Source organism: Methylorubrum salsuginis (genome assembly GCF_900114375.1).
GTDB classification, from domain to species: domain Bacteria; phylum Pseudomonadota; class Alphaproteobacteria; order Rhizobiales; family Beijerinckiaceae; genus Methylobacterium; species Methylobacterium salsuginis.
In genome coordinates, this window is record NZ_FOSV01000021.1 from 35204 (window position 1) to 61766 (window position 26563).

The following is a 26563-nucleotide window of genomic DNA, read 5'->3' on the forward strand; positions in this document are numbered from 1 at the left end:
GACAGCTCGGCTTATCCGTAGCGACTCGTCTTTTCGACGAGACCGCCCGAGCTTGGGCGTCGGCATGGGCTCTGCTAAGCAGCGCCGCAACGGGCCTGCCCGATCTTCCAAGATGATGGATCTCCCATGGAGCGCATGCTCGTCCTCGCTCGCCACGGCCAGAGCGAATGGAACCTCAAGAAGCTGTTCACCGGCTGGCGCGACCCGGACCTGACGCCGCTGGGCGTGGAGGAGGCCCGCACTGCCGGTCGCTGGCTCAAGGCTCAAGGCTCGCAGTTCGACGTGGCCTTCACCTCGAACCTCAAGCGCGCCCAGAACACCTGCGCGCTGATCCTCGAATCGATGGGCCAGTCCGGCCTGGAGACGATCCGCTCCGAGGCGTTGAACGAGCGCGATTACGGCGATCTCGCCGGCCTCAACAAGGACGATGCCCGCGAGCGCTGGGGCGATGCCCAGGTCCATGAGTGGCGCCGCTCCTACGACGTGCCGCCCCCCGGCGGTGAGAGCCTGAAGGACACCGCGGCCCGCGTGCTGCCCTACTACATCCAGCACATCCTGCCCCGCGTCATGGGCGGCGAGCGGGTGCTGGTGGCCGCCCACGGCAACTCGCTGCGCGCCCTGGTGATGGTGCTCGACGGCATGACCACCAAGACGATCGCCAGCCTCGAGATCGCCACCGGCATCCCGCTGGTCTACCACCTCAAGGCCGATACCACGGTCGAGTCCAAGCTGATCCTCGACAAGGACATCGACGCCGCGGACTGAGAAAGTCCCGGTTTCGAAAGGACACGTCCTTTCGTGGGTCCAGGTCAAAGCCCTGGCCGGCGGAGCCATCCATGGGGCTCCGCCCCATCCCCCGCCAAAGGGCTCGCCCTTTGGGAACCCCTTATTGAGGGAGAACTTCGGTGATCGCGCGGGCGACGCGCGCGGTCGAGCCGGATTCGTCCAGCGGGTTGCGGCGCAGGCGGTGGCGCAGGGCGCTCGGCGCCACCTGCCGCAGATGCTCGATCCCCACCGTCTCCGCGCCGTCGAGCGCCGCCAGCGCGCGGGCGGTGCGCATCAACGTGAGTTCGCCGCGCAGGCCGTCGGTGCCGAGTGCCAAGCACAGCTTGGCCGCCGCCTCCAGCACCGCATCCGGCACGGTGACGCTGCCCAGCCGCTCGCGGGCGGCGACGATGCGCTTCTGCAGCGCCTTCTCGGTCTTGGCGTGCGCGGCGCAGAACCCTTCCGGGTCGCGCTCGTAGGCGTCGCGGCGGCGCACCACCTCGATCCGGGTGGCGATCTCCGTCGGCGTGCCGACCTCGCAGGCGAGGCCGAACCGGTCGAGGAGCTGCGGGCGCAACTCGCCCTCCTCCGGGTTGCCGCTGCCGACGAGGACGAACCGGGCCGGATGGCGCAGCGACAGGCCCTCCCGCTCCACCGTGTTGACCCCGGAGGCCGCCACGTCGAGCAGAAGGTCCACGAGGTGGTCCTCCAGCAGATTCACCTCGTCGATGTAGAGGAAGCCGCGGTTGGCCCGCGCCAGCAGGCCGGGCTCGAACGCCTTCTCGCCCCGCGTCAGCGCCCGCTCCAGATCGAGCGCGCCGACCACCCGGTCCTCGGTGGCGCCGAGCGGCAGATCGACCACCGGCACCGGGATCGTGTGCGTCTTGCCCCTTCCCTGAGAGCAGTGTGGGCAGTCGGCGGCCGGGGCGTCGGGCGAGCAGGAATAGGGGCAGCCGGCGACCGCGCGGATCTTCGGCAGCAGGGCGGCGAGCGCCCGGATCGCCGTCGACTTGCCGGTGCCGCGATCACCGAAGACGAGCACGCCGCCGACCGTCGGATCGACCGCGGCGATCAGCAGGGCCCGCTTCATCTCCTCCTGGGCGACGATGGCGGTGAAGGGGAAGGCAGGCACCGGGCGGGGGTTTCCGTGTCTGGCGCCGATGGGGGATCCGGTGTCACGGACGGTCGGCGGGGCCAAGCGATCATGCACGATTCCGCAGGCGGGGCCAGCCGAGCTTGAGCGCCGTTGGGCGATCCGCTCAACCACGCACAGCGCGACTCACAAGCCCTTGCAGCGGCTGCGCAGAAGCCCGCCGAACTCCTTTTCCGAGCCCTGGACCTGACCGAGCCGCTCGGCCCGCTCCGGCCCGGACAGGCAGCGGCCGTAGACGCCCGCGATGCGGCGCATGGTGTCGACGTGGCGGCGCCAGACGCGGCAGCGGCTCGCGTCGTCGTCGCCCCCGCTCTCCAACTGGTCGATCGCTTGGCGCTGCATGGAATTGGCCACGAGCACGTCGCGGGCACAGGTCGTGTCGCTCTGGGCGAGGGCGAGGCAGGGCCAGAGGCTCGCGGCGGCGAGGAGGCCGAAACGGGTCGTCGCAGTCATTTCAGGAGCGTCATCTCAGGCGGCCTGGGGCGTGGAACCGTGGGCAAGCAGGGCGTAGAGCGCGGTGGCGTCGCGGGCGGTGCGGATGCGCTCCAGCATGCCGGGCTCGCGCAGCACGCGGGCGACCTGGGCCAAAGCCTTGAGATGATCGGCGCCCGCGCCCTCGGGGGCGAGCAGCAGGAAGGCGACGTCGATCGGCTGGCCGTCCAGCGCGTCGAAATCCACCGGCTTCTCCAGCCGGGCGACGAGGCCGAACAGCTTGCCGAGCCGGGCCAGCTTGCCGTGCGGGATCGCCACGCCGTCGCCGATGCCGGTGGAGCCGAGACGCTCGCGCTGAAGCAGCGTCTCGAAGATGTCGCGCTCGGACAGGTCCGGCAGGTGCCGGGCCGAATGGGCCGCGAGTTCCTGGAGCGCGTGCTTCTTGTCCCGCGCGCGCAGGGACGGGACGACGGCGTCCTGACTCAGGAAATCCAGGATCGGCATGAAAACAAAACGCCCTGTGGGCGGAATCCATCCATCGATCCCGCGCTCGTGTGCGAGGCGTCCGGGCCGGTTGACGGCCCGGCCCTCGGGAAAGGACGCCCCGGAGGGGGACGTGCCTCAGGCGCGCTCGTCCGGAGGATCGACCCACCCGATCGCGCCATCGCTGCGCCGGTATACGACGTTGATGCGCCCCGTGCCAGCGTGAACGAAGACGACGACGGGGGCGCCGGTGAGGTCGAGCGCGGTGACGGCCTCGCTGACCGACTGGCGGCGCAGCGTCCGGGTGCTCTCGGCGACGACCGGCGGGTGCTCGCCTTCTTCCGCCTCGTCGTCCACCGGCTCGTCGTCCACGGCCTCGTCCGGGGCGGCGAAGACGGCATAGGCCGCCTCGATCGCGGCGCCGTTCTGGGCGCCCGCGCCGTGGTCCTTCAGCTTGTGCTTGTAGCGGCGTAGGCGCTTCTCCAGCCGGTCCGCGGTCTGCTCGAAGCTCGCATGGGCGTCATGGGCGTTGCCCGAGGCTTCCAGCGTGAGTCCGGTGGCGAGGTGGACGACGCAATCGGTGCGGTAGGCCGTGCCGTCGCGCCGGAGCGTGACGTGGCCGGTGCAGGTGCTGCTCATGTGCGGATCGAGATATTTCGCCAGCGTCGCCGCCATCCGGTCCTCGACCCGGCCCCGCAGAGCCGTCCCGAGGTCGAGGCCATGCCCCGTGACCCGCAAACCTGCCATCGATGTCTCCGATCTCCTCCCGAGGCATCGAGAGTTAGAAAGCGGGACTCGGCAAGTCAACGAAAAGGCAAGCCGACGAACGGCGCGGGGGGCGGGGCGAGGCCCCTTTCAGACCCACCACCACCCGTCATTCCGGGGCCGCGCAGCGGAACCCGGAATCCACCCGTGATGTGGGATGCCCGGTTGGAACTGCACCGCCGTGCCCAGTCGTGGATTCCGGGTTCTTGCCTTCGGCGAGCCCCGGAATGACGACGGAGGGCTTTTGAAAGCGGGCCCGAACCGCGTCGGCGCCACGCGCTCCTTATCGCCCCGCGTGCGCCATCCTGGCCCGCCGCCGCTCGATCGAGGAGGGAATCCGCAGCGACTCCCGGTACTTCGCCACGGTGCGCCGGGCGATGTCCACGCCCTCGTCGCGCAGGCGCTGCACCAGGGCGTCGTCGGAGAGCACGTCGGAGGCCTCGGCATCGACGAGCTGCTTGATGCGGTGGCGCACGGCTTCGGACGAATGGGCGGCGGCGCCCGCGGCGCCGGGAATCGCGGCGGTGAAGAAGTACTTCATCTCCAGCGTGCCGCGGCTGGTGCCGATCGACTTGTTGGAGGTGACCCGCGAGACGGTCGATTCGTGCATACCGATCGCCTCGGCGACCGTCTTGAGGTTCAAGGGGCGCAGATGCGCGACGCCGTGCAGGAAGAACGCGTCCTGCTGGCGCACGATCTCGGTGGCGACCTTGAGGATGGTGCGCGCCCGCTGCTCCAGGCTGCGGGTGAGCCAGTTTGCCGTCTGCAGGCACTCGGACAGGAACGCCTTGTCCCCTTCCGCCACCGCGCCCTTCGAGACGCGGGCGTAATAGCTCTGGTTGACCAGAACCCGCGGCAGCGCCTCGCCGTTCAGCTCCACCAGCCACGAGCCGTCGGGGGCGGCGCGCACGAACACGTCGGGGATCAGCACCTCGACGGCCTGGGCGCCGAAGGCGCGGCCGGGCTTGGGGTCGAGCCGGCGGATCTCGGCGAGCATCTCGACCAGATCCTCGTCGTCGACGCCGCAGAGCTTGCGCAGGGCGGGAAAATCGCGCTTGGCCACGAGGTCGAGGCGCGAGACCAGGGCCTCCATCGCCGGATCGAACCGGTTCTGCTCGCGCAGCTGGATCGCGAGGCATTCGGCGAGGTCGCGGGCGGCGATCCCCGGCGGGTCGAAGGTCTGGACGAGCCTCAGGACGCGAGCCACGTCGTCGAGCCGGGCGCCGAGACGCTCGGACACGGCGTCGATCGACTCGCGAAGATACCCGGCCTCGTCCACGGCATCGATCAGGAAGCTGCCGATCAGCCGATCCGAGGGAGACGACGTCGCGAGGTCGAGCTGCGCGGCGAGGTGTTCGCGCAGGGACGTCTCGGCGGTCAGGCTCGCCTCGAAATCGGGCAGCTCGCCGTCGAAGCTGCCGCCGGTGTTGCCGTAGGGCGCGGGCGTCAGCGAGAGCATGTCGCCGCCGGCCTGCTCGCGCGGGGCCGGGTTCTCGTCGGCGAAGACGTTGTCGAGGCGGGTGTCGAGCGCGTTCTCCATCTCGCTGCGGCTCGACGTCATGTCCTGGCTGAGCCAGGATTCCGGCTCGGGCGCCTCGCCGCCGTCGTAGTCGCCGCCGGATTCAGGCGCGGGCTCCGGCGCCTCGCGCTCGGGTCCGGCCTCGCCTTCGACGCGCTCCAGGAGCGGATTGCGCTCCAGCTCGGCATCGACATAGGCTGCGAGATCGAGCTGCGAGAGCTGCAGCAGCTTGATCGCCTGCAGGAGCTGCGGGGTCATCACCAGGGCCTGACCCTGGCGCATCTCCAACCGTTGCAGCAGACTCATGGCGAAGCCTAACCCCCGAGAAGCATTGATTAATCACGATCCCTGCGGGGACCGTGCCCGTTCCGGCACAATTCTTGCTCCTTCATTTGACAGGTCTAGCCCCTCCCCGTCCGCCCGTCAAAGCGTGATTGGCCGACTCCCTCGGGAAAACCCGTCGCAGCGGCAGCGGCGCCACACGAACCGCCCCCCGCGGACACGCCAACGCATTCAGGCCCGGCCGGCGCCAATAAAGTGTTGCACGCCGGCGGGTGATGTCGGGACTGGTTGAGGGAGGGTTAGCGGGACCGCGGAGACTGCAACGGCCCCCGCAGGCGAGGGGCGGCTAGAGCATCGTCCCGAAAGGTGGGAACCGGCTTTCGGAAAAAAGCCGATGCTCTACAGGCGGAAATCCTCGCCCAGATACAGCCGCCTTGCATCCTCGTTCGCCACGATCTGCTCGGGCGTGCCTTCGGTGAGGATGCGGCCGGAATGGGCGATGTAGGCGCGGTCGATCAGGCCCAGCGTCTCGCGGACGTTGTGATCCGTGATGAGCACGCCGATGCCGCGCTGCTTGAGGTGCTTCACCAAGTCCTGGATGTCGCCGACCGCGATCGGGTCGATGCCGGCGAAGGGCTCGTCGAGCAGCATGAAGGTCGGCGAGGAGGCGAGCGCCCGGGCGATCTCGCAGCGGCGGCGCTCGCCGCCCGACAGCGCGATCGAGGGCGACTTGCGTAAGCGAGCGATGTCGAACTCGTCCAGCAGCGATTCGAGCTTGCGCTCGCGGGCCTTGCGGTCGGGCTCGGCGACTTCGAGCACGGCGCGGATGTTGTCCTCGACCGTGAGGCCCCGGAAGATCGAGGCTTCCTGCGGCAGGTAGCCGATGCCCAGCCGTGCGCGCTGGTACATCGGCAGATGGGTGATCTCCATCCCGTCGAGGCTGATGAAGCCGCGATCGGCCGGGACGAGGCCGGTGATCATGTAGAAGATCGTGGTCTTGCCCGCGCCGTTGGGGCCGAGCAGTCCCACCGCCTCGCCGTTGTGGACGGTGAGCCCGGCCTCGTGAACCACGGTGCGGGCGCCGTAGCTCTTGCGCAGGCCCCGTACGTAGAGGACGCCCTGGCCGCCCTCGCCCGCCGGCTGGCCGGCCTCGGAACGGGGCGCGGACCGGCCGCGCCCGAACAGACGGCCGAACAGGCCGCCGGTGCGGGGCCGCCCGGTCGGCTTCGCGTCGGCGCCCGCGCGCAGCGGAGCCGCCACCGGCATCGCGGCGCCCGTCACGTCAGTTCGCCTGCGCCCGCGTCTTCGGGGCGGGTTTCTCGGCGGCGGCCTTGGCGGGCTTGCCCGCCACCGCCGGCTGGGCGCAGCCCTTCGGGCCCGCCGTGCCCGATTTCCCTTGCGCGTCGCCCCCCTGCCCCGGCACGAACATCGCCGAGACGCGCCCGCCCGCCACCGGGTCCATGTTCGCCCGGCCGGTGGCCATGTCGTAGACGAGGCGCGAGCCGCGGGTGACGTTCTGGCACTGGCTGAGTACGACGTTGCCCGTCAGGATGATGCGCTTGGCCTCTTGGTCGAACACCGCGTTGTCGCCGGTGGCGACCTGATCCTTCTGCGAGACCGTCACGGGGCCGGCGCACTCGACCTTGCGGATGCCGTTGCCGGCGAGCGCGTTGGCGTCCTTGGGCTTCTCGGCTTCCACCGCGGCGGTCTTGCTTGCTTCCTTGCCGGGGTCCTTGTCGCGGTCGCGCTTGTAGTGGACGGTCAGCGTCGAGCAGCGGATCGTGCTGTCGCTCTGCACGGCGACGACGTTGCCGGCGAAGACCGCCTTGCTCTCCTTGTCGAACACGTCGAGCCGGTCGGCGTCGATCTTGATCGGCCCCTTGCCGCCGCCGACGGTGCCGAGCGGGGCGGGCTTTGCATCCTTGGCGGCCGCGGGCGCTTGTGCCACGGCGCCCGCCCCCGGTGCGGTAAGGGCGAGTGCCAGGGCGGCGAGCAGCGCCCGCGTGACGGGGCGGCTCATCGGCCGGCCTCCGGCGCCTCGGCCGCCGAGGTGCGGATGCGCTCGGGCGCCTTGCCCCCGTCCTCGCCGTGGAACACCGCCTGAACCCGGCCGACGAAGGAGATGACCCGGCCGTTCTCGATCACGTCGAGGCTGTCGGCGTTGATCGAGCCCGAGGGCACCGTGACGGTGACGGGCTTCGTCGAGTGGACGCTGCCAGCCTTGAAGTCGATGGTGGCCACCGAGAGGCGGATCTCCTCGCCCTTGTCGGTCCAGAGGCGGATGTCGTTCTCGAGGTTGAGCGAATCCTTGCTCGAATCGAACACGCCACCCTGCGCCTGGAGATAGGCGCGCCCGCCCTTGTCGTCGGTGGCGACGTGGCCCTTCATCGCCTGCAGCTCGATGATGCTGGGCTTGCGCACGTCCTGCTGCGCGGCGGTGGCCGTGACCTCGTAGCCGCGCTCGCCCTTGCGGAAGCCGGAAAGCCGCGGGCTCTCCATCGTGACCTTGGTGCCGGAGACCGAGATCGGTCCGAACTCGACCGCGGGCAGCCCGCTGGAGAGCGGCCCCCACAGCACGAAGCCGGCCAGCCCCAGCACGGCGAGGCCCGCCGCCGCCGGGATGACGCGGCGCAACGTGCGCACCTGGGCGCTGTGGCGGCGCGCCCGGCCGTGCGCCTTGCGGCGGCGCGCGGTCTCGTTCGCGGCCAGCACGTCGGCGCCTCTGTCCGTCCGGAGGGGGTCGGCCACCTGCATCGCGTTCCCGAAAGGGTCGGCGCGTGCGGTCGCGCCAGGGCCGGCCGGATGGCCTGCCGCAATGGCGAAGTTATGGCCTCGATTGGGAGAAATGATCAACGCCGCCCGCGTGCGCCCCCGCACCGACGGCCCTGCGAAACCACCCGGAATCCCGCGCTCTGCGCAGTCCGACCGCACCCGTTGCGCGGCCGCATCAGGTCCGCGGGTCCGGCGGAGGGTCAGGAATGCGCAAAAATGTCGGTCTCGGGCCAGCCGGCGAGGTCGAGTCGGGCCCGCGTCGGCAGGAAGTCGAAGCAGGATCGGGCGAGGTCGGTGCGGCCCTCGCGCGCCAGCATCGCGTCGAGCCGCTCGCGGGCCGCGTGGAGATGCAGCACGTCCGAGGCCGCGTAATCGATCTGCGCCTGGCTCAAGGTTTCGGCGCCCCAGTCGGACGATTGCTGCTGCTTCGAGAGATCGACGCCGACGCATTCGCGCACGACGTCCTTCAGCCCGTGGCGGTCGGTGTAGGTGCGGGCGAGCTTGGAGGCGATCTTGGTGCAGTAGACCGGCCCCGGCATCACCCCGAAGGCCTGGAACAGGACCGCGAGATCGAACCGGGCGAAGTGGAAGATTTTGAGGACGTTCGCGTCGGCGAGCACCTGCTTCAGCCGCTCGGCCCGATCGCCCGGGCGCACCTGCACCACGTCCGCCGTGCCGTCGCCGCGGGAGATCTGCACCACGCAGAGCCGGTCGCGGTGCGGATTGAGCCCGAGCGTCTCGGTGTCGATGGCGATGGCGGGACCCGGCTCGAAATCGGCCGGCAGGTCGCCGCGGTGCAGTCGGATTCTTTGGTTGTGGGCGGACATGGCCTGCGGCTTGGCATGATCAGGAGGCTGCGAGGGCGCCTAGCACCCTCGCAGCCGCCTCGAAAGCTCAAGCGCGCCGGGCCGGCTCACTTTTGCTTGGCGATGATCTTGTCCTTGATGTCGGCGTAGACCGCCTCGGGGATGATCTTCTTGTGCACGAGGTCATCCTTGCCGCGATAGGGGCGGCCCTTGACGATGGCGGCCGAGCGCGCCTCGCCGATGCCCTTGAGCTGGCTCAGTTCCTGCGCCGAGGCGGAGTTGATGTCGATCAGAGCGGTCTTGTCGGCGGGCGCCTCCGGCTTGGCGGCCTCGGGCTTCGTCGGCGCCGTCGGCGGGCTCGCGGGCGCCGCGGTCGGGGCCTTGGGCGCCGTCGGCGCGGCGGGACTGGGCGTCTGCGCGAGCGCCGGGGCGGCGAGCAGGGCAAGGGTGGCGGCGAGGGTGGTGATACGGGACGCGCGCATGTCGATCTCCCGACATCCGGCCCCGGCGGGGCCGGCGGATGGCTGCCGGTGTCGCGGCGGAGACTTCTTCGGCGCCGCGCCGGCAAAGTGACGGGTAGGCCCGGCCGGTTGAACCGTCCTTGAACGGGCACAGCGCGGGCTTTGTCACGCGCCGACCGGAACCGGGCCGGATGCGGGCCGTTCAGGCACCGCCGCCGGGTGCGCGGGTCAACACGGCTCCGCCCGGCCCCACGACAGGAGAACCCCATGGTCGACACCGACAGGATCACCGGCGCCGCGCGCGACCTCGGCGGCCGGATTCAGGGCGCGGTCGGCGACCTGACCGGCTCGCGCCGCGACTCGGCCGAAGGCCGGCTCCGCGAGGCGCAAGGGACGGCGGAAAACCTCTACGGGCAGGCCAAGGACGCCGTACGCCACGCCGCCGACCGGGCGCATGATTACGCCGAGGAGGCCTACGACTACGCGGAGGACGCCTATGAGCGCGGGCGCCACGCCGTGCGCGAGGGGCACGACCGTTCCGCCGAGTGGCCGCACGTCTCGCTGGTGGTGGCCGGCCTCGTCGGCTTCGGCCTCGGTCTTCTGGTCAGCGCCCGCCGCGACTGAGGGGATCCGCCGTCGTCAGGCTTCGACCGGCCGTAGCGCCTCGGGCTTGCGCCGGGGGGCGCTGCGGGTCTGGTTGCGGCCGCCGGACTTGGCCGCGTAGAGCGCCGCGTCGGCCCGGCGGTAGAGGTCCTCGGCGGTGTCGGCCTCGTCCTCGGGCCCGAGGGCGAGGCCGATGCTGACCGTGACCGGCTCGGTGGCCACGGAGGCGACCGACAGCGTCGCGACCGCCGCGTGCAGCCCGGCGGCGACGCGCTGTGCTCCGTCCCGGTCGGTCCCGGGCAGGAGAATCGCGAATTCCTCGCCGCCGATCCGGCAGACGAGGTCGCCCGGCCGCCGGGCCGCGTCCGTGAACCGCGCGCCGAGTTCCCGCAGCAGGGTGTCGCCGACGCCGTGGCCGTGCCGGTCGTTCCAGCGCTTGAAGTGATCGACATCGACGACGAGCAGCGCCAACGGCGCCCCCGAGCGCCGGGCCTCGCTCCAGCGCAGGGCCAGGGTCTCGTCGTAGCGGCGACGGTTGGCCAGCCCCGTCAGGCCGTCGATGTGGGAGAGCCGCCCGAGTTCGACCCGCATCCGCTCGCTTCGGGCGAGTTCGCGCCCGAACAGGAGCGAGAGGGCGATGGCGAGCCCGCACAGGGCCAGCACCGCGGCGCCGATGACGAGCGCCTTGCCCCGCCACTCGGCCTCGATCTCGTTCACCGACAGCGCGACGTTGAGGATCAGCGGCAGGTCGCCGACCCGGGTGAAGGTGTAGGAGCGCTCGACGCCGTCGCTCTTCGAGCGCGCGACGAAGCTTCCGCTGCGGGCGGCTTTGTAGTGTTCGAAATTCGGAAGTCCGACGATGCTGGCGCCGATATCGCCCTCCCGCACCGGATGGCGCATCAGCCGTGTGCCGTCGTCGAGATAGAGGTTGATCGCACCGTCGCGTCCCAGGCCGAGCCGGGCGAAGATGCCGCTGAAAAAGGACAGCCTGAGGCTCGCCGTCACCACGCCGCCGAACGAACCGTCGGGCTTGTCGATCCGGCGGCTCAGCACGATCACGGGGACGCCCGACAGCCGCGAGATCACGGGGCGGCCGATGTGGAGGCCGAGATCGGCCCGCACCTTGTGCGCCTTGAAGTAGTCCCGGTCGGCGTTGTTGACCCGGCGCGGGGGCAGCGCGCCCGCGTCGATCATGCTGTCGCCGTGCTCGTCGAGGACGAGGATCACGCCCATGTCGCGCGCCGTCGCCGCGCGATCGAACAGGACGAGCTGGCGCAACTCCGGGCTCAAGCCCTTCCCTTCGATCGCCTTCAGGTTGTCGATCACGGCGCGCAGCGAGAGGTCGATGATCTCGAAATTGCGGGCGATGTCGCCCTCGATCACCTGCAGCAGGTTGCCCGAGATCTGCTGCGCCCGCTCCCAGGCCTCGCGCCGCATGTCGAGCAGCATCAGCCCGGACAGGGCCAGCATGCCGAGCGGCGCCAGCACGCCCAGGGCGAGCCGGGTCCGGGCGGAGCGAAGCCACCGCACGAGGCGGAGCGGCGGGATCATCGGGATGCGTCACGTTCGAGGAGCGGCCGGGCATTTGACCGGTCCCGGCTTAAGAACCTGTTTCCGCGATCAACCGTAGCCTGTACGCATCTCCCCGCCCCGGGGGGGGCGGATTACACGAAAACGTGAAGCTTCCCGCGGGATGACGACGCCGTGTACCGCGGAACCGTCCGGGCGGCGGCGGTTTAGCGCGGCGCAGCCGGATCGGGCCCCGCCCGCACCGTTTTCCTCCAGCCCCGAGGCCGCCGATGGTGCCCGACCCGCGTCCCGCTTCCGCCCCGGAGCGCCAACCCTCGCGCGCGGCCCTGCGCGGGCTCGACATGCTCAACCTGACCCTCGCCGACGTGCGCGACGGGCTCGGGCCCTATCTCGCGATCTACCTGCTGGCGGTGCGCGGGCCCGAGCAGGGCTGGAACGAGGCGACCATCGGCCTCGTGATGACCATCGCCGGCATCGCCGGCCTCATCGCCCAGACCCCGGCGGGCGCCCTGATCGACCGCAGCCGTAACAAGCGCGCCATCGTCATCGCCGCCGCGGTGGCCGTGACGCTGAGCTGCCTCGTCCTGCCCTGGATCTCGAACTTCGCGCTGGTCGCCGCCACGCAGTCCATCTCGGCCATCGCCGGGGCAATCTTTCCACCCGCGCTCGCCGGCATCACGCTCGGCATCGTCGGGCCGAAGTACTTCGCCAAGCAGATCGGCCGCAACGAGGGCTTCAACCACGCCGGCAACGCCGTCTCGGCGATGCTGGCGGGGGGGCTGGCCTACCTGTTCGGGCCGATCGTCGTGTTCTGGCTGATGGGCATCCTGGCGGCGCTCTCCATCGGCGCGATGCTGCTGGTCCCGGCCAAGGACATCGACGACGATCTGGCCCGCGGCCTCGACCGGGCCGAGGATCAGGGCGGCGAGCAGCCGTCGGGCCTCAGCCTGCTCCTGCGCAACAGGCATCTGATGCTGTTCGCCGGCCTCTGTGCAGCCTTCCACCTCGCCAACGCGGCGATGCTGCCCTCCGTCGGCCAACTCCTGACCAAGGTGGTCGGCAAGGACTACGCCACCTCGCTCATCGCGATCTGCATCGTCGCGGCCCAGCTCGTCATGGTGCCGATCGCCGTGATGGTCGGGCGCAAGGCCGACCAATTCGGCCGCAAACCGATCTTCCTCGCCGCCTTCGGCTTCCTGGCCCTGCGCGGCGTGCTCTACACGGTCTCGGACAACCCGTTCTGGCTGGTCGGCGTGCAGTGCCTCGACGGCATCGGCGCCGGCATCTTCGGGGCGCTGTTCCCGATCGTGGTGGCCGACCTGACCCGCGGCACCGGGCGCTTCAACGTCGCGCAGGGCGCGGTGGCGACGGCGCAGGGCCTCGGCGCCTCCTTCAGCGCGACGCTGGCCGGGGTCATCATCGTCGGCGCCGGGTATTCGGCGGCCTTCCTCGTGCTGGCGGCGATCGCGGCGGCCGGCTTCGTGGTCTACCTGCTGTTCATGCCCGAAACCTACGGTTACGAGCCGAAATCCGGTGCGGCGAACGGCCCGGCCGTTCCACCCGCCGCGGTGGTGCCGGCGGAGTAGGTCAGCGCTCGGGCGGGATCGAGTACGTGCCGGTGGCGTGGCAGACGATGTCGTCCGAGCCCGCGCTCCGCAGCGCCACCTCACCGACCGCGAGACGGCGCCCGAGCTTAAGCAGGCGGCACTCGGCGAACAGCGCGCCGGGGCCGGGCTTGCGCAGGAAGTTGAACGACAGGTTCGTCGTCACCGCGAGCCCGACGGGGCCGATATTGGCCAGGATCGCGGCATAGAGCGCGTAATCGGCCAAAGCCATCATGGCCGGGCCGGAGACGGTGCCGCCGGGGCGCAGGTGGCGCTCGTCGCCGTCGAGCCGCATCCGCGCCGAGAGCGGGCCGACCGCCTCCAGATGGTAGACGCGCCCGCCCGCGTTCATCTGCGGGAAGTCCCGGTCGAGGAAGGCGATCGTGTCCTCGAGCGTCATCGCGGTCGTGCTCATGCCCCGCCTTGCAGCACGGCCCGGCTTGGCCGACAAGAGCGGTCATGATCCCGACCCTCGACGGCGCTCCCGAAGGCCTCTCGACGCGGCACGACCGCTACGCGGACGGGCATATCCGTGAGATTCTCAAGGAAACCCACTCGATTGCACTCGTCGGCGCCTCGGCCAATCCCGCGCGCCCGAGCTACATCGTGTTCAAATACCTGTCCGAGCGCGGCTACGCGGTGACCCCGGTCAATCCCGGGCTCGCCGGCCAGACCCTGCTCGGCCGCCCGGTGGTGGGCCGCCTCGCCGACCTACCGGGCCCGGTCGACATGGTCGAGATCTTTCGGAATTCCGCCGCCGCCGGACCCCTGGTCGACGAGGCGCTCGCGCTGCCGACCCCGCCGAAGGTGATCTGGATGCAACTCGGCGTGCGCGACGACGCGGCGGCCGCGCGGGCGGAAGCCGCGGGCGTCGCCGTCATCATGAACCGCTGCCCGAAGATCGAGTACGGACGGCTGTCCGGCGAGATCGGCTGGACCGGGGTGAACTCCCGGATCATCTCGGCCAAGAAGCCGGTGATGGCCAAGGGCGGGGTGCAGAAGCGGACGATCGACGCGCCGTAAACGAAAGGCGCCCCCGACGGAGCCGGGAGCGCCCTCGAAACGACCTATCGAGGACGATTACGCCAGCGTCAGGCCGACATCCACATTGCCGCGCGTCGCGTTGGAATACGGGCAGATCTGGTGGGCGGCGTCGATGAGGCGCTGGGCGTCGGCGCGGTCGAGGCCGGGGAGATCGACCGTGAGGTCGGCAGTGATGCCGAAGCCGCCTTCCGAGCGCGGGCCGATGCCGACGGTGGCGGTGACCTTGGTCTCGGCCGGGACCTTCAGCTTGAGCTGGCCGCCGGCGACCTTGAGGGCGCCGATGAAGCAGGCGGAATAGCCCGCGGCGAAGAGCTGCTCGGGGTTGGCGCCGGAGCCGCCCGCGCCGCCGAGTTCCTTCGGGGTCGAGAGCGTGACCGCGAAGCTGCCGTCCTCGGTGCGGGCGGAGCCGTCGCGGCCGCCGGTGGCGGAAGCGGTAGTGCGGTACTTCACGTCGACGGTCATGGTCGTGTCCTCGTGGCAGGGGGGCGGAGGGCCGATCCGTTCGGCTTGACCACGGAGGTAGGCGACATCCGGATTGTGCGCAATCTAGATTTTTCCACTCATGCAAAAAGTGCATGGCACGTGATCGTCAGCGCCCTCCCCCGGTCTCCGGCATGGCGAGAACGGCCAGCAGGCTGATCCCGGCGGCGGCCGCGAGGTAGAGTCCGACGAGGCCGATGCCGCCCTGCCCCACCAGCCACTGCGCCGCGAAGGGCGCGCCCGCGGCACCGACGATGCCGGCGAGATTGTAGGTGACGGAGGCGCCGGTGTAGCGCACGCGGGTCGGAAACAGTTCGGGCAGGAGCGCGCCCATGGGTCCGAAGATCCAGCCCATGGCGAAGAGCGCGAGGCAGAGGAAGCCGAGCACCGGGGCCGGCTCGCCGCTGCCGAGCATCGGCCCGATCAGCCCGCCGAGCGCGGCGGTGACGGCAAGTCCCGACAGCATCACGGGTTTGCGCCCGAACCGGTCGGCGGCGAGCCCGGAGAGCGGGATCGCCAGCGCCATGAACAGGATCGCCACGCATTCGAACAGCAGGAAGGTTTTTCGCGAGTAGCCGAGTGCGGACGTGCCGTAGCTCAGCGCGAACACGGTCGAGAGGTAGAACACGGCATAGGCCGCCACCATCGCCAGCGTCCCGAGAAGCGTCGCCCGCCGATGCGCGGTGAAGATCGTGGCCAGCGGCACCCGCTCCGGCGGCGCCTCTTTCAGCGCGGCGCGGAAGGCCGGCGTCTCGGTCAGCTTCAGGCGCACGTAGAGACCGACGCCGACGAGCGCCGCCGAGGCCAGGAACGGCAGCCGCCAGCCCCAGGCTTCGAACGCCTCCTGGCTCAAGCCCACGCTGAGCCCCAGGAACAGAAGGTTGGCCGCGACGAAGCCCACCGGCGCGCCGAGCTGCGGAAAGATGCCGTACAGCGCCCGCCGGCCTGGCGGCGCGTTCTCGACGGCGAGCAGCGCCGCCCCGCCCCATTCCCCGCCGAAGCCGAGGCCCTGACCGAAGCGCAGCAGGCAGAGCAGGGCCGGCGCCCACCAGCCGATCGCCCCGTAGCCCGGCAGGCAGCCGATCAGCACGGTCGAGAGGCCCATGATCATCAGCGAGGCCACCAGCGTCGCCTTGCGCCCGACCCGGTCGCCGAAATGCCCGAATGCCGCCGCGCCCACGGGGCGCGCCACGAAGGCGATGGCGAAGGTGGCGAACGCCTGGAGCGTCTGCACCCCCGGCTGCCCAGCGGGGAAGAAGATCGGCCCGATCACCAGCGCGGCGGCGGTGGCGTAGATGTAGAAGTCGTAGAACTCGATCGCGGTGCCGACGAAGCTCGCGATCAGGATGCGGCGGGCGGAGGGGGCAGTCGAGGGGGCAGTCGAGGGGGCGGTCGAAACGGCGGTCATCGAGAGGGCCTGCAGGAGAATCGCCGCCGGCTTTGCGGGAGGGCCGCCCCCAAGGCAATGCTGACGGCAAGGCTCACGGTCGATCGGGTTGGCGCTGCCCCGCAACGATGGTAGGTGTCGGGATACGTCTCCGTAGCTCAGCCGGACAGAGCACAGGTTTCCTAAACCTGGGGTCGGAGGTTCGATTCCTCCCGGGGACGCCATCCCCGCCCTCCTCCGCTGCAACCGGAGCAAGGCTCGGCCGTTGGTCTGCCGATCCGGCGCCGTCTCGCTTCGCCGGCAGGCAGCGGAATGGACGACGACACCGCCACCCTCACGACCTCATCGCATCCCGTCACCTTCCGCGGGCGGGGGCTCGGCCTGCGCTCGTCCGAGCGGCTCACGCTTCTGGTCTGTCCGCTCTGCTCGCAACGCAACGGCGAGCGGATGGCCGCGTTCGGCACCTGCGTCTGGTGCGGCTACGAGCCCTCGCGGCGCGACGAGGAGCCGGTTGCCGGAGAGCCGTCCTCGTCTCGAAAAGCGAGCAATTTTAACAAATGAGATTTTCTGTGGGTCGCGGCGGGTAAGGCTTGCGTGCTCGGCCGATTCGGCCGAACAGACGACGCAAGCGGAGCCGTGCAGGACGAGATGGCGGGGCAGAAGACCGACGAGCGCGACGTCATCCTGGGTCAACGCATCGCCGAGCAGCGCAAGCGCTCGCGGCTGACTCAGCGCGCCGTCGCCGACAGCTTCGGCATGTCCGCGGCCCAGCTGCAGAAATACGAGAAGGGCGTCAACCGGATCAGCGCGATCCACCTCGCCATCCTCAGCCGCATGACCGGTACGCCGCTCTCCGAATTCCTCGACGGCATCCCGCACCCCGACGCGGAGACGGAGCGCGGCTTTGCCGACGCCCCGCAGCAGCCGCTCGCCGCCGAGCCGTGGTCGGACCTCGCCCGCGCCTTCGCCCGGCAGATCAGCGAGAGCTTCAGCGACGAACAGCGCCGCGATCTCTCCGCGGCGATCGAAGCGTTCGGCCGCGAATTGAAAAACTGACCCTACGACGGACGGGGATCGTTCGTTCGGCTATCGTTCGTTATAACGGACGAATTCGCCATTCCGCCTTGACCGTCCCTTTCGGCGGTGCGACAAGCCGAGTTCCTTATGGCCGGGTCAAGCGACGCCGCGAAGGCGCGTGCCCGACGCTTCCGGGGTCCTCCGATGCCGCGCTCAGACTTCCTGTTCACCAGCGAATCCGTCTCTGAGGGCCACCCCGACAAGGTGAGCGACCGTATCTCGGACACCGTGGTCGATGCCTACCTCGCCGCGATGCCGGAGGCCCGCCTCGGCGTCGAGACGCTGACCACCACGAACTACATCGTGATCGGCGGCGAGGTGCGCGGGCCCGATTCCGTGACCTTCAAGGATCTGGAGGAACTGACCCGCGAGGCCGTGAAGGACATCGGCTACGAGCAGTCGGGCTTCCACTGGAAGAACAACCAGATCGACATCCGCCTGCACGCGCAGTCCGCCGACATCGCCCAGGGCGTGGACGCCGCGGGCAACAAGGACGAGGGCGCGGGCGACCAGGGCATCATGTTCGGCTACGCGTCGGACGAGACCCCGGCCCTGATGCCGGCCCCGATCTACTACGCCCACAAGATCCTCAAGGACCTCGCCGACGCCCGCAAGAGCCGGCAGGGCGACGCCGCCAAGCTCGGCCCCGACGCCAAGAGCCAGGTCACCGTGCGCTACGCCGACGGCCGCCCGGTCGAGGCGACCCAGATCGTGCTCTCGACCCAGCACCTCGACGAGAGCCTGGATTCGGCCGACGTGCGCGCCATCGTCGAGCCCTATATCCGCGCGGCCCTGCCGCAGGACTGGGTCACCGAGAAGACGGTGTGGCACGTCAACCCGACCGGCAAGTTCGTGATCGGCGGTCCCGACGGCGATGCCGGCCTCACCGGCCGCAAGATCATCGTCGACACCTATGGCGGCGCGGCGCCCCACGGCGGCGGCGCCTTCTCGGGCAAGGATCCGACCAAGGTCGATCGCTCGGCGGCCTACGCGGCCCGCTACCTCGCCAAGAACGTGGTCGCCGCCGGCCTCGCTCGCCGTGCCACGATCCAGCTCTCCTACGCCATCGGCGTGGCCAAGCCCCTGTCAATCTACGTCGATCTGCACGGCACCGGCACCGTCGACGAGGCCAAGCTCGAGAGCGTGCTGATGGATGCCCTCGACCTGTCGCCCCGCGGCATCCGCACGGCGCTCCAGCTCAACAAGCCGATCTACGCACGCACCTCGGCCTACGGCCATTTCGGCCGCGAGCCCGACGCCGATGGCGGCTTCTCCTGGGAGAAGACCGACCTCGCCGACCGGCTCAAGTCGGCCTTCTGAGCATCGACCCGAAAAGTGGCCGCCGGTTTTCGGGAAAAGTCGATGCAAGAGGAAACGACGGCGTCCCGCTGCGGACCTCAGGTCCGGAGCGGGACGCCGGAGGCCCGAACCATCATGGTGAGGGATGAGATGATCCCTCCCGAGGCGGGGGGGACCGACGAGCGCGCCTTCTACGGGCGCCGCAAGGGCAAGCGGCTGCGGCCGGGCCAGGAGCAGCGGCTCGAATCGCTGCTCCCCGAACTCCGCGTCGCGCTGCCCGAGCGCGGCGACGCTCTCGATCCCCCTGCCCTCTTTCCCGTTCCGGTGGACGAGGTGTGGCTGGAGATCGGTTTCGGCGGCGGCGAGCACCTCGCCGCCCAGGCCGCGGCGCACCCGCGCGCGGGCATCATCGGCTGCGAGCCCTTCGTCAACGGCGTGGTCAAGCTGCTGCGCGCGGTCGACGACGGCAATCTGCGCAACGTCCGCGTCTGGGACGAGGACGCGACCGCGCTGCTGGCCGCGCTCCCCGACGCGTCGCTGGCGCGGGTCTACCTGCTCTATCCCGATCCCTGGCCGAAGCGCCGCCAGCGCAAGCGCCGCTTCGTCTCGGACGCTTCGCTCGCCGAGATTGCCCGCGTGCTGCGGCCGGGCGGGCATTTCCGCTTCGCCTCCGATATCGACGACTATGCCGGCTGGACCCTGGTGCGGGCGGCCCGCTGTTCGGGACTGCGCTGGGCCGCGCAGACCGCCGACGACTGGCGCAAACCGTTCCCCGGCTGGCCCGGCACCCGCTACGAGGCCAAGGCGCTGGCGGCCGGTCGGCTGCCGAGCTACCTGACGTTCGAGCGCGTCGAGCCGTAGTCCGTCCGAGAAAGCCCGGCCTGCATCTTGCCGCCGCGCCCTCCGGGCACCATCACCGTCACGCTTCGGCTTGCGCTGCATCGGACGCTCCTGCGCGTCCGGTGGGGGCGTTGCGCGGGCGGGCGCGCCCTATCTTATCGGGCGCGGGACGACAAAAACGCGAGGACGACCGAGATGAACGCGCTGAACGCCCTCTTCGCCGAGCACGAGCAGGCGGTCTGGCTCGATTTCGTGGCCCGCGGCTTCGTCGCCAAGGGTGAGCTTCAGGCCCTGGTCGAGCGCGACGACCTGCGCGGCGTCACCTCCAACCCGTCGATCTTCGAGAAGGCGATCGGCCACTCGAACGAGTACGACGACAGCCTCAAGGCGGCGCTGGACCATTCCGACGCCCGCGTGATCGATCTCTACGAGGGACTGGCCATCGCCGACATCCAGGCGGCGGCCGATGTGCTGCGGAAGGTCTACGACACCAGCGACGGCGCGGACGGCTACGTGAGCCTCGAAGTCTCCCCGTATCTGGCGCTCGACACCGAGGAGACGCTGGCCGAGGCCCGCCGCCTGCACAAGGCGGTGGCCCGCGACAACCTGATGGTGAAGGTGCCGGCGACCCCGGCGGGCATCCCGGCGATCCGCCAGCTCACGGCGGAAGGCATCTCGGTCAACGTCACCCTGCTGTTCTCGCAGGAGGTCTACGAGGCGGTCGCCCACGCCTTCATCGACGGCCTGACCGAATTCGGTGCCAAGGGCGGCGACGTCTCGAAGGTCGCCTCGGTGGCGAGCTTTTTCATCAGCCGCATCGACGTGCTCGTGGACAAGAAGCTCGACGAGGCGGGCGGCTACGAGGAGCTGAAGGGCAAGGTCGCGATCGCCAACGCCAAGCTCGCCTACCAGCGCTACAAGCGCGTCTTCTCCGGCCCGAAATGGGAGGCGCTGGAAGCCAAGGGCGCCAAGGCGCAGCGCCTGCTCTGGGCCTCCACGGGGACGAAGAACAAGGCCTATTCCGACGTGCTCTATGTCGAGGAGCTGATCGGCAAGAACACCGTCAACACCATGCCGCCGGCGACGATGGACGCGTTCCGCGACCACGGGACGGTGCGGGCCTCGCTGGAGGAGGACGTGGAGGGGGCGAAGGCCGTGATGGAGAAGCTGGCCGGCGCCGGCATCGACATCGAGGCGGTGGCGCGCCAACTCGTGGACGAGGGCGTCGGGCTGTTCGTCGATGCCGCCGACGCCCTGCTCGGCGCCGTGGCGGGCAAGCGTGCGGCCTTCCTCGGCCATCGCCTCGACGGCCAGACCTGCAAGCTCGGCGACGCGTTGCAGGCGGCCACCGACAAGGCGATCGAGTCCTGGCGCGCGAGCGGGGCGATCCGTCGGCTCTGGGCGCACGACAACACCGTCTGGACCGGCCGCGACGAGGAGAAGTGGCTCGGCTGGCTGCGCATCGTCGAGGACGAGCTGGAGCGCGTCGATCTCTACGAGGATTTCGCGCAAGAGATCCGCGCCGAAGGTTTCACCGACGCGGTGGTCCTCGGCATGGGCGGCTCCAGCCTCGGGCCGGAAGTGATCGCGGCGACCTACGGCCATCGCGAGGGCTTTCCGAAGCTGCGTATTCTCGACTCGACCGATCCGGACGAGGTGCGCGCCGTCGAGGCGGCGGTGAACCTCGAAACCACGCTCTTCATCGTCGCCTCGAAGTCGGGCTCGACGCTGGAGCCCAACGTGTTCCGCGACTACTTCCTCGGCCGGATGAAGGCGGTGGTCGGGCCCGAGAAGGCCGGTCGCCACTTCGTCGCCGTCACCGATCCGGGCTCGGCCATGGAGAAGGCGGCCAAGGAGGACGGCTTCAGAACGATCTTCCTCGGGGTGCCGCAGATCGGCGGGCGCTACTCGGTGCTCTCCGCCTTCGGGCTCGTGCCGGCGGCGGTCGCGGGCGTCGAGATCCGCGAATTCCTCGATTCGGCGCGGATGATGGTCCGTTCCTGCGGGCCGGCGGTGCCGCCGGCCGCCAATCCCGGCGTGCGGCTGGGTGCGGCCATGGGCGTCGCGGCCAAGGAGTTCGGGCGCGACAAGATCACCTTCATCGCCTCGCCCGGCCTCGACACCTTCGGCACCTGGGCCGAGCAGCTCATCGCCGAATCGACCGGCAAGGAGGGCCACGGCATCATCCCGGTCGAGGGTGAGCCGGTGGGCGTGCCGGCGGTCTACGGCGAGGACCGCCTGTTCGTTTACTTGCGCCTGACGAGCCGGGCCGACCCGCGCCAGGACGAGGCGGTGAAGATCCTGGAGAGCGAGGCGCAGCCGGTGGTGCGCATCGACCTCGAGAAGGTCGAGCAGCTGCCCCAGGAGTTCTTCCGGTTCGAGATCGCCACGGCGGTGGCGGGCGCGGTGCTCGGCATCAACCCGTTCGACCAGCCGGACGTGGAGGCGAGCAAGGTCGAGACCAAGAAGCTGTTCGCGAGCGCCGAGGAAACCGGCGCCCTGCCGGCCGAGACGCCGATCTTCGAGGACGACACGGTCGCGCTCTACGCGGATGCTGCCAACGCCGAGGCGCTGCGCCAGGGCGAGGGCTTCGAGGGGATCGTCGCGGCCCATCTCGGCCGGGTGAAGGCCGGCGATTACGTGGCCGTGCTGGCCTATGTCGAGCGCAACGCGGTGCATCACGCGGCGTTGCAGGAGGCGCGGCTCGCCGTGCGCGACGCCCGTCAGGTGGCGACCTGCCTGGAATTTGGGCCCCGCTTCCTCCATTCCACGGGGCAGGCCTACAAGGGCGGTCCGGCCTCCGGCGTGTTCCTGCAGATCACCGCCGACCCGTCGGGCGATCTCGCGATCCCCGGGCGCAAGCTCGGCTTCAAGACGGTGATCGCGGCCCAGGCGCGGGGCGATTTCGCGGTGCTCTCCGAGCGCAAGCGCCGGGCCCTGCGCATCCACCTCAAGGGCGGCGATGTCACCACCGGCGTGAAGCGCGTCGCGGCGGCGATCAAGGGCGCGGTCTCGTCGTAACGGGATCGCAAAGGGGTCACTCCTTTGCCGGGGCGCGGGGCGGCGCCCCGCCGACATGAAAAAGGGCGCCGAGTGGCGCCCTTTTTCATGTCCGATGGTCCGGCTCAGTGCGTGGTGAGCGGCCCGGGAATCGCGGCCTCGGCCTTGATCAGCAGGCGCTCCTCGTGGCGCTTCATGAAGAGCCAGAGGGCGAGGCCGCCGAAGACCACGAAGGCGAGGAGGCCCAGCCCGATCGGGCCGATGATGTGCTCGATGGAACGGCCGCACCAATAGGCGCCGAAGCCCATGATCGAGGCCCAGGCGACGCCGCCCAGCCCGTTGAAGATGAAGAAGCGGCGGGCATCGAGCTTGTTCACGCCGGCGAGCACGGCGGCGTAGGCGCGCAGCATCGCGGTGAAGCGGCCGAAGAACACGATCTTCCCGCCATGCTCGCGGAACAGGTATTGCCCGAGCTTGAGCCGCCCATGGTCGAGGGCGATGAGGTGGCCGTAGCGGATGAGCAGGGGCATGCCCCAGCGGCGGCCGACCCAGTAGCCGAGATTGTCGCCGATGATCGCGGCGGCGGCCGCGGCGGCCACGACGAGGACGATGTTCAACCCGCCGGTGCTGCCGGCATAGATCGCCGCGGTCAGCAGGATGGTCTCCCCCGGCAGCGGCAGGCCCGCGCTTTCCAGGGTGATGATGACGAAGATGGCGAGGTAGCCGTAATGCGCGATCAGATCGCCGATCGGCAGCCCTTGCAGGAAGGACATGGATGAAAACTCTCCGCGAATCGTGCGCGGCACTGTCGTGACGAACGTGGCCGCAACAGGGCGCCCGTCGAGGCCCGCGGCGTCAGGCCTCGGCGGCCATGGGGGGCGGCGCCGGAACGGGGTTGGGACACGCGTCGAGGGCCGGCTCGCTCCCGGCGGTCGGCGGCCGATCGGCCGTCGGCAGCGGAAACAGGCGCAGCAGCCCCTCGGACACGCCGAAGAGCAGCGGGTTGGCCCTGGGGCCGAAGCCGGGCGGCAGGAGGTTGACGGTGTCGATCATGGCGTGACGGGGCCGGCCCGCTGGATGGGCGCGAGAGGGATCTCGATCAGGGCCCCGCTGCCGGTCCCGTAGGCGGCCGCGCGAGGCGCTTCTTGCGAAGGACCAAGTCGCGACCGTCTCTTCGGTTGCATCGTTTTCGCGAAGCGATGCCAGAAGGCACCCGCTCGACCCAAGCGGCACGGAAGCGGCACGGAACCGGACCGATGGTCCTGTTCCGTGCGTCCGGCGGAGGCCCGCCGCCCCGCCGTCGCGGGGGCCATCGGCGATGCGTCAGGATCATCGCCGATCGGTATCAGTTCGCCTTGAGGAAGCGCTCGACGCTGCCGCCGAGGCTCGCCGAATGGCCGGCGAGGTTGTCGGCGATGCCGCGCACGGACTCGGCGAATTCGCCGGTGGCGTTGGCCGCCATGGAGACGCCGCCGATATTGCCCGACATCTCGTGGGTCGAGGCCGCCTGTTCTTCGACGGCGCTCGCCATGGCGACGGTGAGGTTCGAGAGCTCCGAGACCGCGGCGGTGATGCCGCCGATGGCATCGACCGCCTCGCCGGTCGCGCTCTGGATCGCGGCGATCTGGCCGGTGATCTCGCCGGTCGCCCGGGCGGTCTGCTCGGCCAGAGCCTTCACCTCGGTGGCGACCACGGCAAAGCCCCGGCCGGCCACCCCGGCGCGCGCCGCCTCGATGGTGGCGTTGAGCGCCAGAAGGTTGGTCTGGTCGGCGATCGACTTGATCATGCCGACGACCGCATCGACCTTCCGGGCGCTCTCGGCGAGCAGCCGCACGGTGGTGTCGGTGGCCTCGGCCTGGGTGGCGATGCGCTTGGCCCGTTCGGAGACGCTGCCGACCTGTCCCGAAATCTCCTGGATCGAGGCCGTCATCTGCTCGGAGCCGGCGGCGACGGAGGTGGCGCGGTGGCGCGCTTCCTCGGCCGAGCGGGTGAGGCCCTCGGCGGAGCGCTGCATCTCGCTCACCGCCGCGCCGACGGCCTCGACGACCTGCTTCACTTCCGCCGCCATCCGCACTTCCGCGGTCACCACCGACCAAGTCAGCATCGGCCCGACATAGCTTCCGTCCGGCCCGTTGATCGCCGAGACCCGCAGGTCGAGGGTCTCGGGGCCGACCTTGATCTTGGTCCGGTGCGGCAGCCGGCTCGCATCGGCCAGCATGTTGCGCTGATGATGGGGGTTCTTGTGGAACACGTCGAAGGACGAGCCCATCATTTGCGAGACCTTGATCGGCAGGTGCTGCTCGATCGAGCCGAGCGTCGTCTGCGAGGTCTTGTTGAGGTAGTTGATCTTGAAGTCGTCCTTCGGGTCGGCGGTCATGACGGCGACGGGCATGCCGTCGATCATCGTCATCAGCCGGCTGGTCTCGTTCTTCTTGGCGGTGATGTCGGCGGCGAACTTCACCACCCGCTCCGGCTTGCCGGCGGCGTCGAGGACCGGGTTGTAGGTCGCCTCGAGCCAGACGCGCTTGCCGCCCTTGTCGAGGCGGGCGAACTCGCCCGAGGCGTATTCGCCGCCGCGCAGCTTGGTCCAGAAGGATGCGTATTCGGGGCTCGCGACGTAATCGGCGTCGCAGAACATCCGGTGATGCTTGCCCTTGATCTCCTCCAGGCTGTAGCCGACCACGGCGAGGAAGTTACGGTTCGCGTGCAGGATCGTTCCGTCCATGGCGAACTCAATGGTGGCGAGCGAACGGTCGAGCGCATCGAGTCTCGCCTGCGCCTCGTTGTAGGTCGATTTCCGGAACATCCGCTCAGCCCCCGTACTGGCAAGATCCGGACGTCGTTGCGCCGGGACCCGCCTGCCGATCATGGGGCGCCGAAGCCGCCGATGCTGCGTTCGGTATCGGTCTTGGCTCACCCCTCCTCACGAATATTTTATTACAAGAGTTAAAATGCGATTAAGTCGTGCGCCGTCAGGCAAGAATTAGCATTTGTTGTTTTGTGTGACTGACGGGACGAAATTCACATGTATCAGACCGAAAGGTTTGAAACCGCATTCGGAAAAATCCGATGCGGCACAACAACCTGGGCAGCGCGCCCGATACGGTGTCCGGTTCGATGACCCGGGAGGATGAGCTTCGGCGTCGGAGCGATGAGGGGCGTTTCATCTTCGGCCTGATGGATTAGGCCAACAGGGGGAAGCGCTGCGATGTCGTTGCGGCTGCGGCTCGAACGAGGGTGCCGAGCGGCTTCTCCTTCTCGCGGACGATCGGTGATCGGGCGTTCGAGGGAGCGCTGCCTGGTACGCAAGGCCCCCTCGCCTCGCCCTCGAGCCTGCGAAGGAACGATCCGCCGGGGCCTCACACGGCGCCGGGGCGCAACCGTTCGAGCGGCACCGGGGCGGCGTGGGGCCTCGTGCCGAGCATCGCGTCGATCAACGCCAGCACCTCGCTGCGCCCGACATTCGCCGCCGGCTCGAACGGCGTCCAGGTCTGGGTGAAGTCGAGCCGCTCGAACACGTCGCGGTAATGGCGCAGCTCGTTTACGGTCAGCGGCACGCCGCGCACGAAGGCCTTGTGCGCCGAGATCGTCGTCGCCCGCCGAAAATCGTCGGGGTCGAGTTCGAACTTCAAGGCGTCGCCGCAGAAGCAGATTTTTCGTGTCCGATCGAACAGCACGGCGTGGCCGTCGAAATGGCCCGCGGTGCGATGCAGTTCCAGGCCCGGCAAGGGCTCCAGGAAATCGTCGTAGGGCCAGGAGACCTGGAGCGCGGCGCTCCACGTGAAGTCGGCGGCGGGCAGGCAGAGTTCCGGGTCGAACCGGTCCTGCAACTGCACCAGCGCGCCGTAGGAATGCGGGTGCGAGGCCGAGAGCACCTTCATGCCGCCCAGCCGCGCGATCTGGTCCAGCGCCGCCTCGCTGAAGACCGGACAGCCCTCGAAGCCCATGTTCCCGTGTTCGGTCTGCACGAGGTAGGCGCTCGGGCCGATGCCGGAGACCGGCTCGTTCCAGAAGCGCCACACGCCGGGCTCCAGCTCCTGCCAGTGGCAGGGAAACGCGTCCTGGGCTTCCCGCTCGGAGCGGAAGCGCCAGCCGTCCTGCGGCACGACGTGGCGGGCGTCGAGACACATCGGGCAGGAGGGCGGCGCCGCGAAATGGCGCTGCCAGAACCCGCAATTGTCGCACGTATAGGCGGGGAGCTTCAGGGCGCCCGCGAAGGGCAGGTAACCGGGCACGGGCGATCCTGTCGCGACAAAAGAGA

Annotated in this window: 27 protein-coding genes and 1 tRNA gene; 10 read left to right on the forward strand and 18 right to left on the reverse strand. The window is 69.9% G+C overall.

The annotated features are described in order from the left end of the window. Window positions 1–126: 126 nt before the first annotated feature. Window positions 127–765 (forward strand): 2,3-bisphosphoglycerate-dependent phosphoglycerate mutase, encoded by a 639-nt coding sequence (locus BM140_RS19925; RefSeq protein WP_091950352.1) that lies wholly within the window; start codon window positions 127–129, stop codon window positions 763–765. Window positions 766–886: 121 nt separating this feature from the next. Here BM140_RS19925 and bchI read toward each other — a convergent pair whose 3' ends face one another. The 10 genes from bchI to BM140_RS19975 form a co-directional block, all read right to left on the reverse strand. Further along, window positions 887–1897: a magnesium chelatase ATPase subunit I gene (gene bchI / locus BM140_RS19930; protein WP_091950354.1), complete on the reverse strand. Its 1011-nt coding sequence runs from the start codon at window positions 1895–1897 to the stop codon at window positions 887–889. 147 nt (window positions 1898–2044) lie between these two features. Further along, entirely contained in the window at window positions 2045–2371 is a 327-nt protein-coding gene (locus BM140_RS19935) for a hypothetical protein (RefSeq protein ID WP_091950356.1), read from the reverse strand. Window positions 2372–2386: 15 nt separating this feature from the next. Beyond that, window positions 2387–2854: a PTS IIA-like nitrogen regulatory protein PtsN gene (gene ptsN, locus BM140_RS19940; RefSeq protein WP_091950358.1), complete on the reverse strand. Its 468-nt coding sequence runs from the start codon at window positions 2852–2854 to the stop codon at window positions 2387–2389. 117 nt (window positions 2855–2971) lie between these two features. After that, window positions 2972–3580 (reverse strand): ribosome hibernation-promoting factor, HPF/YfiA family, encoded by a 609-nt coding sequence (gene hpf, locus BM140_RS19945; protein WP_091950361.1) that lies wholly within the window; start codon window positions 3578–3580, stop codon window positions 2972–2974. Window positions 3581–3881: 301 nt separating this feature from the next. Beyond that, complete coding sequence (gene rpoN, locus BM140_RS19950; protein ID WP_091950363.1) at window positions 3882–5423, reverse strand: RNA polymerase factor sigma-54; 1542 nt, start codon at window positions 5421–5423, stop codon at window positions 3882–3884. A gap of 375 nt (window positions 5424–5798) precedes the next feature. Continuing rightward, the gene (lptB, locus tag BM140_RS19955) at window positions 5799–6665 is read right to left on the reverse strand and encodes an LPS export ABC transporter ATP-binding protein (protein ID WP_091950425.1); all 867 of its coding nucleotides are present in this window, start codon (window positions 6663–6665) and stop codon (window positions 5799–5801) included. Window positions 6666–6681: 16 nt separating this feature from the next. Next, window positions 6682–7419 carry an LptA/OstA family protein gene (locus tag BM140_RS19960; RefSeq protein WP_091950365.1) on the reverse strand — a complete coding sequence of 246 codons (738 nt, stop codon included), beginning with the start codon at window positions 7417–7419 and terminating at the stop codon, window positions 6682–6684. Continuing rightward, window positions 7416–8153 carry an LPS export ABC transporter periplasmic protein LptC gene (locus tag BM140_RS19965; RefSeq protein ID WP_244535520.1) on the reverse strand — a complete coding sequence of 246 codons (738 nt, stop codon included), beginning with the start codon at window positions 8151–8153 and terminating at the stop codon, window positions 7416–7418. Before BM140_RS19965 ends, BM140_RS19960 begins: the two co-directional genes overlap by 4 nt. 218 nt (window positions 8154–8371) lie before the next feature. Further along, on the reverse strand, window positions 8372–8998 hold the full coding sequence (locus BM140_RS19970; protein WP_091950367.1) for a ribonuclease D: 627 nt from the start codon (window positions 8996–8998) through the stop codon (window positions 8372–8374). A gap of 86 nt (window positions 8999–9084) precedes the next feature. After that, window positions 9085–9459, reverse strand: a complete 375-nt coding sequence (locus BM140_RS19975) for a ComEA family DNA-binding protein (protein ID WP_091950369.1) — start codon at window positions 9457–9459, stop codon at window positions 9085–9087. Between the two features lie 246 nt (window positions 9460–9705). Here BM140_RS19975 and BM140_RS19980 point away from each other — a divergent pair, with 246 nt between their 5' ends. Then, on the forward strand, window positions 9706–10062 hold the full coding sequence (locus BM140_RS19980; protein ID WP_091950371.1) for a CsbD family protein: 357 nt from the start codon (window positions 9706–9708) through the stop codon (window positions 10060–10062). Between the two features lie 15 nt (window positions 10063–10077). Here BM140_RS19980 and BM140_RS19985 read toward each other — a convergent pair whose 3' ends face one another. After that, window positions 10078–11592, reverse strand: coding sequence for a GGDEF domain-containing protein (locus tag BM140_RS19985; RefSeq protein ID WP_091950373.1), 1515 nt, complete (start codon window positions 11590–11592; stop codon window positions 10078–10080). A gap of 248 nt (window positions 11593–11840) precedes the next feature. On the opposite strand from BM140_RS19985, the gene BM140_RS19990 reads away from it, so the two are divergent. After that, the gene (locus tag BM140_RS19990; protein ID WP_091950375.1) at window positions 11841–13157 is read left to right on the forward strand and encodes an MFS transporter; all 1317 of its coding nucleotides are present in this window, start codon (window positions 11841–11843) and stop codon (window positions 13155–13157) included. A gap of 1 nt (window position 13158) precedes the next feature. Here BM140_RS19990 and BM140_RS19995 read toward each other — a convergent pair whose 3' ends face one another. Then, window positions 13159–13590 carry a PaaI family thioesterase gene (locus BM140_RS19995; RefSeq protein WP_091950377.1) on the reverse strand — a complete coding sequence of 144 codons (432 nt, stop codon included), beginning with the start codon at window positions 13588–13590 and terminating at the stop codon, window positions 13159–13161. Between the two features lie 44 nt (window positions 13591–13634). Between BM140_RS19995 and BM140_RS20000 the strand changes: the two genes are divergently transcribed. Next, complete coding sequence (locus BM140_RS20000; RefSeq protein WP_091950379.1) at window positions 13635–14198, forward strand: CoA-binding protein; 564 nt, start codon at window positions 13635–13637, stop codon at window positions 14196–14198. Window positions 14199–14255: 57 nt separating this feature from the next. On the opposite strand, the gene BM140_RS20005 is transcribed toward BM140_RS20000, so the two are convergent. Beyond that, complete coding sequence (locus BM140_RS20005; RefSeq protein ID WP_091950381.1) at window positions 14256–14681, reverse strand: organic hydroperoxide resistance protein; 426 nt, start codon at window positions 14679–14681, stop codon at window positions 14256–14258. Window positions 14682–14808: 127 nt separating this feature from the next. Further along, the gene (locus tag BM140_RS20010; protein WP_091950384.1) at window positions 14809–16107 is read right to left on the reverse strand and encodes an MFS transporter; all 1299 of its coding nucleotides are present in this window, start codon (window positions 16105–16107) and stop codon (window positions 14809–14811) included. A gap of 126 nt (window positions 16108–16233) precedes the next feature. Between BM140_RS20010 and BM140_RS20015 the strand changes: the two genes are divergently transcribed. The 6 genes from BM140_RS20015 to BM140_RS20040 all read left to right on the forward strand — a co-directional run bounded on the left by BM140_RS20015 (window position 16234) and on the right by BM140_RS20040 (window position 22323). Further along, a tRNA-Arg gene (locus BM140_RS20015) sits at window positions 16234–16310 on the forward strand. An 88-nt stretch (window positions 16311–16398) separates the two neighbouring features. Further along, window positions 16399–16647: a hypothetical protein gene (locus BM140_RS20020; RefSeq protein ID WP_091950386.1), complete on the forward strand. Its 249-nt coding sequence runs from the start codon at window positions 16399–16401 to the stop codon at window positions 16645–16647. An 87-nt stretch (window positions 16648–16734) separates the two neighbouring features. Continuing rightward, window positions 16735–17142, forward strand: a complete 408-nt coding sequence (locus tag BM140_RS20025) for a helix-turn-helix domain-containing protein (RefSeq protein ID WP_091950429.1) — start codon at window positions 16735–16737, stop codon at window positions 17140–17142. Window positions 17143–17307: 165 nt separating this feature from the next. After that, the gene (gene metK, locus BM140_RS20030) at window positions 17308–18483 is read left to right on the forward strand and encodes a methionine adenosyltransferase (protein WP_091950388.1); all 1176 of its coding nucleotides are present in this window, start codon (window positions 17308–17310) and stop codon (window positions 18481–18483) included. Window positions 18484–18612: 129 nt separating this feature from the next. After that, entirely contained in the window at window positions 18613–19323 is a 711-nt protein-coding gene (gene trmB, locus BM140_RS20035) for a tRNA (guanine(46)-N(7))-methyltransferase TrmB (protein ID WP_165616506.1), read from the forward strand. Between the two features lie 174 nt (window positions 19324–19497). Continuing rightward, on the forward strand, window positions 19498–22323 hold the full coding sequence (locus BM140_RS20040; protein ID WP_091950390.1) for a bifunctional transaldolase/phosoglucose isomerase: 2826 nt from the start codon (window positions 19498–19500) through the stop codon (window positions 22321–22323). A 104-nt stretch (window positions 22324–22427) separates the two neighbouring features. On the opposite strand, the gene BM140_RS20045 is transcribed toward BM140_RS20040, so the two are convergent. The 4 genes from BM140_RS20045 to BM140_RS20060 form a co-directional block, all read right to left on the reverse strand. Beyond that, complete coding sequence (locus BM140_RS20045; protein ID WP_091950392.1) at window positions 22428–23075, reverse strand: DedA family protein; 648 nt, start codon at window positions 23073–23075, stop codon at window positions 22428–22430. An 82-nt stretch (window positions 23076–23157) separates the two neighbouring features. Beyond that, entirely contained in the window at window positions 23158–23355 is a 198-nt protein-coding gene (locus BM140_RS20050) for a hypothetical protein (protein ID WP_091950394.1), read from the reverse strand. A gap of 292 nt (window positions 23356–23647) precedes the next feature. Beyond that, entirely contained in the window at window positions 23648–25108 is a 1461-nt protein-coding gene (locus tag BM140_RS20055) for a methyl-accepting chemotaxis protein (RefSeq protein ID WP_091950396.1), read from the reverse strand. 553 nt (window positions 25109–25661) lie between these two features. Beyond that, on the reverse strand, window positions 25662–26537 hold the full coding sequence (locus tag BM140_RS20060; protein WP_091950399.1) for an MBL fold metallo-hydrolase: 876 nt from the start codon (window positions 26535–26537) through the stop codon (window positions 25662–25664). Window positions 26538–26563 lie beyond the last annotated feature (26 nt).

Bases quoted from the DNA above. Each gene is read 5' to 3' on its own strand.
- BM140_RS19995 (WP_091950377.1), bottom strand. From the start codon at position 13,590: ATGAGCACGACCGCGATGACGCTCGAGGACACGATCGCCTTCCTCGAC.
- BM140_RS20045 (WP_091950392.1), bottom strand. From the start codon at position 23,075: ATGTCCTTCCTGCAAGGGCTGCCGATCGGCGATCTGATCGCGCATTAC.
- lptB (WP_091950425.1), bottom strand. From the start codon at position 6,665: ATGCCGGTGGCGGCTCCGCTGCGCGCGGGCGCCGACGCGAAGCCGACC.
- metK (WP_091950388.1), top strand. From the start codon at position 17,308: ATGCCGCGCTCAGACTTCCTGTTCACCAGCGAATCCGTCTCTGAGGGC.
- BM140_RS19975 (WP_091950369.1), bottom strand. From the start codon at position 9,459: ATGCGCGCGTCCCGTATCACCACCCTCGCCGCCACCCTTGCCCTGCTC.
- BM140_RS20025 (WP_091950429.1), top strand. From the start codon at position 16,735: ATGGCGGGGCAGAAGACCGACGAGCGCGACGTCATCCTGGGTCAACGC.
- BM140_RS20040 (WP_091950390.1), top strand. From the start codon at position 19,498: ATGAACGCGCTGAACGCCCTCTTCGCCGAGCACGAGCAGGCGGTCTGG.
- BM140_RS20000 (WP_091950379.1), top strand. From the start codon at position 13,635: ATGATCCCGACCCTCGACGGCGCTCCCGAAGGCCTCTCGACGCGGCAC.
- BM140_RS20055 (WP_091950396.1), bottom strand. From the start codon at position 25,108: ATGTTCCGGAAATCGACCTACAACGAGGCGCAGGCGAGACTCGATGCG.
- BM140_RS19935 (WP_091950356.1), bottom strand. From the start codon at position 2,371: ATGACTGCGACGACCCGTTTCGGCCTCCTCGCCGCCGCGAGCCTCTGG.
- BM140_RS19985 (WP_091950373.1), bottom strand. From the start codon at position 11,592: ATGATCCCGCCGCTCCGCCTCGTGCGGTGGCTTCGCTCCGCCCGGACC.
- BM140_RS20010 (WP_091950384.1), bottom strand. From the start codon at position 16,107: ATGACCGCCGTTTCGACCGCCCCCTCGACTGCCCCCTCGACTGCCCCC.
- BM140_RS20050 (WP_091950394.1), bottom strand. From the start codon at position 23,355: ATGATCGACACCGTCAACCTCCTGCCGCCCGGCTTCGGCCCCAGGGCC.
- ptsN (WP_091950358.1), bottom strand. From the start codon at position 2,854: ATGCCGATCCTGGATTTCCTGAGTCAGGACGCCGTCGTCCCGTCCCTG.
- BM140_RS19980 (WP_091950371.1), top strand. From the start codon at position 9,706: ATGGTCGACACCGACAGGATCACCGGCGCCGCGCGCGACCTCGGCGGC.
- BM140_RS19990 (WP_091950375.1), top strand. From the start codon at position 11,841: ATGGTGCCCGACCCGCGTCCCGCTTCCGCCCCGGAGCGCCAACCCTCG.
- BM140_RS19970 (WP_091950367.1), bottom strand. From the start codon at position 8,998: ATGTCCGCCCACAACCAAAGAATCCGACTGCACCGCGGCGACCTGCCG.
- BM140_RS19960 (WP_091950365.1), bottom strand. From the start codon at position 7,419: ATGAGCCGCCCCGTCACGCGGGCGCTGCTCGCCGCCCTGGCACTCGCC.
- BM140_RS19925 (WP_091950352.1), top strand. From the start codon at position 127: ATGGAGCGCATGCTCGTCCTCGCTCGCCACGGCCAGAGCGAATGGAAC.
- rpoN (WP_091950363.1), bottom strand. From the start codon at position 5,423: ATGAGTCTGCTGCAACGGTTGGAGATGCGCCAGGGTCAGGCCCTGGTG.
- hpf (WP_091950361.1), bottom strand. From the start codon at position 3,580: ATGGCAGGTTTGCGGGTCACGGGGCATGGCCTCGACCTCGGGACGGCT.
- BM140_RS20005 (WP_091950381.1), bottom strand. From the start codon at position 14,681: ATGACCGTCGACGTGAAGTACCGCACTACCGCTTCCGCCACCGGCGGC.
- BM140_RS20020 (WP_091950386.1), top strand. From the start codon at position 16,399: ATGGACGACGACACCGCCACCCTCACGACCTCATCGCATCCCGTCACC.
- trmB (WP_165616506.1), top strand. From the start codon at position 18,613: ATGATCCCTCCCGAGGCGGGGGGGACCGACGAGCGCGCCTTCTACGGG.
- BM140_RS19965 (WP_244535520.1), bottom strand. From the start codon at position 8,153: ATGCAGGTGGCCGACCCCCTCCGGACGGACAGAGGCGCCGACGTGCTG.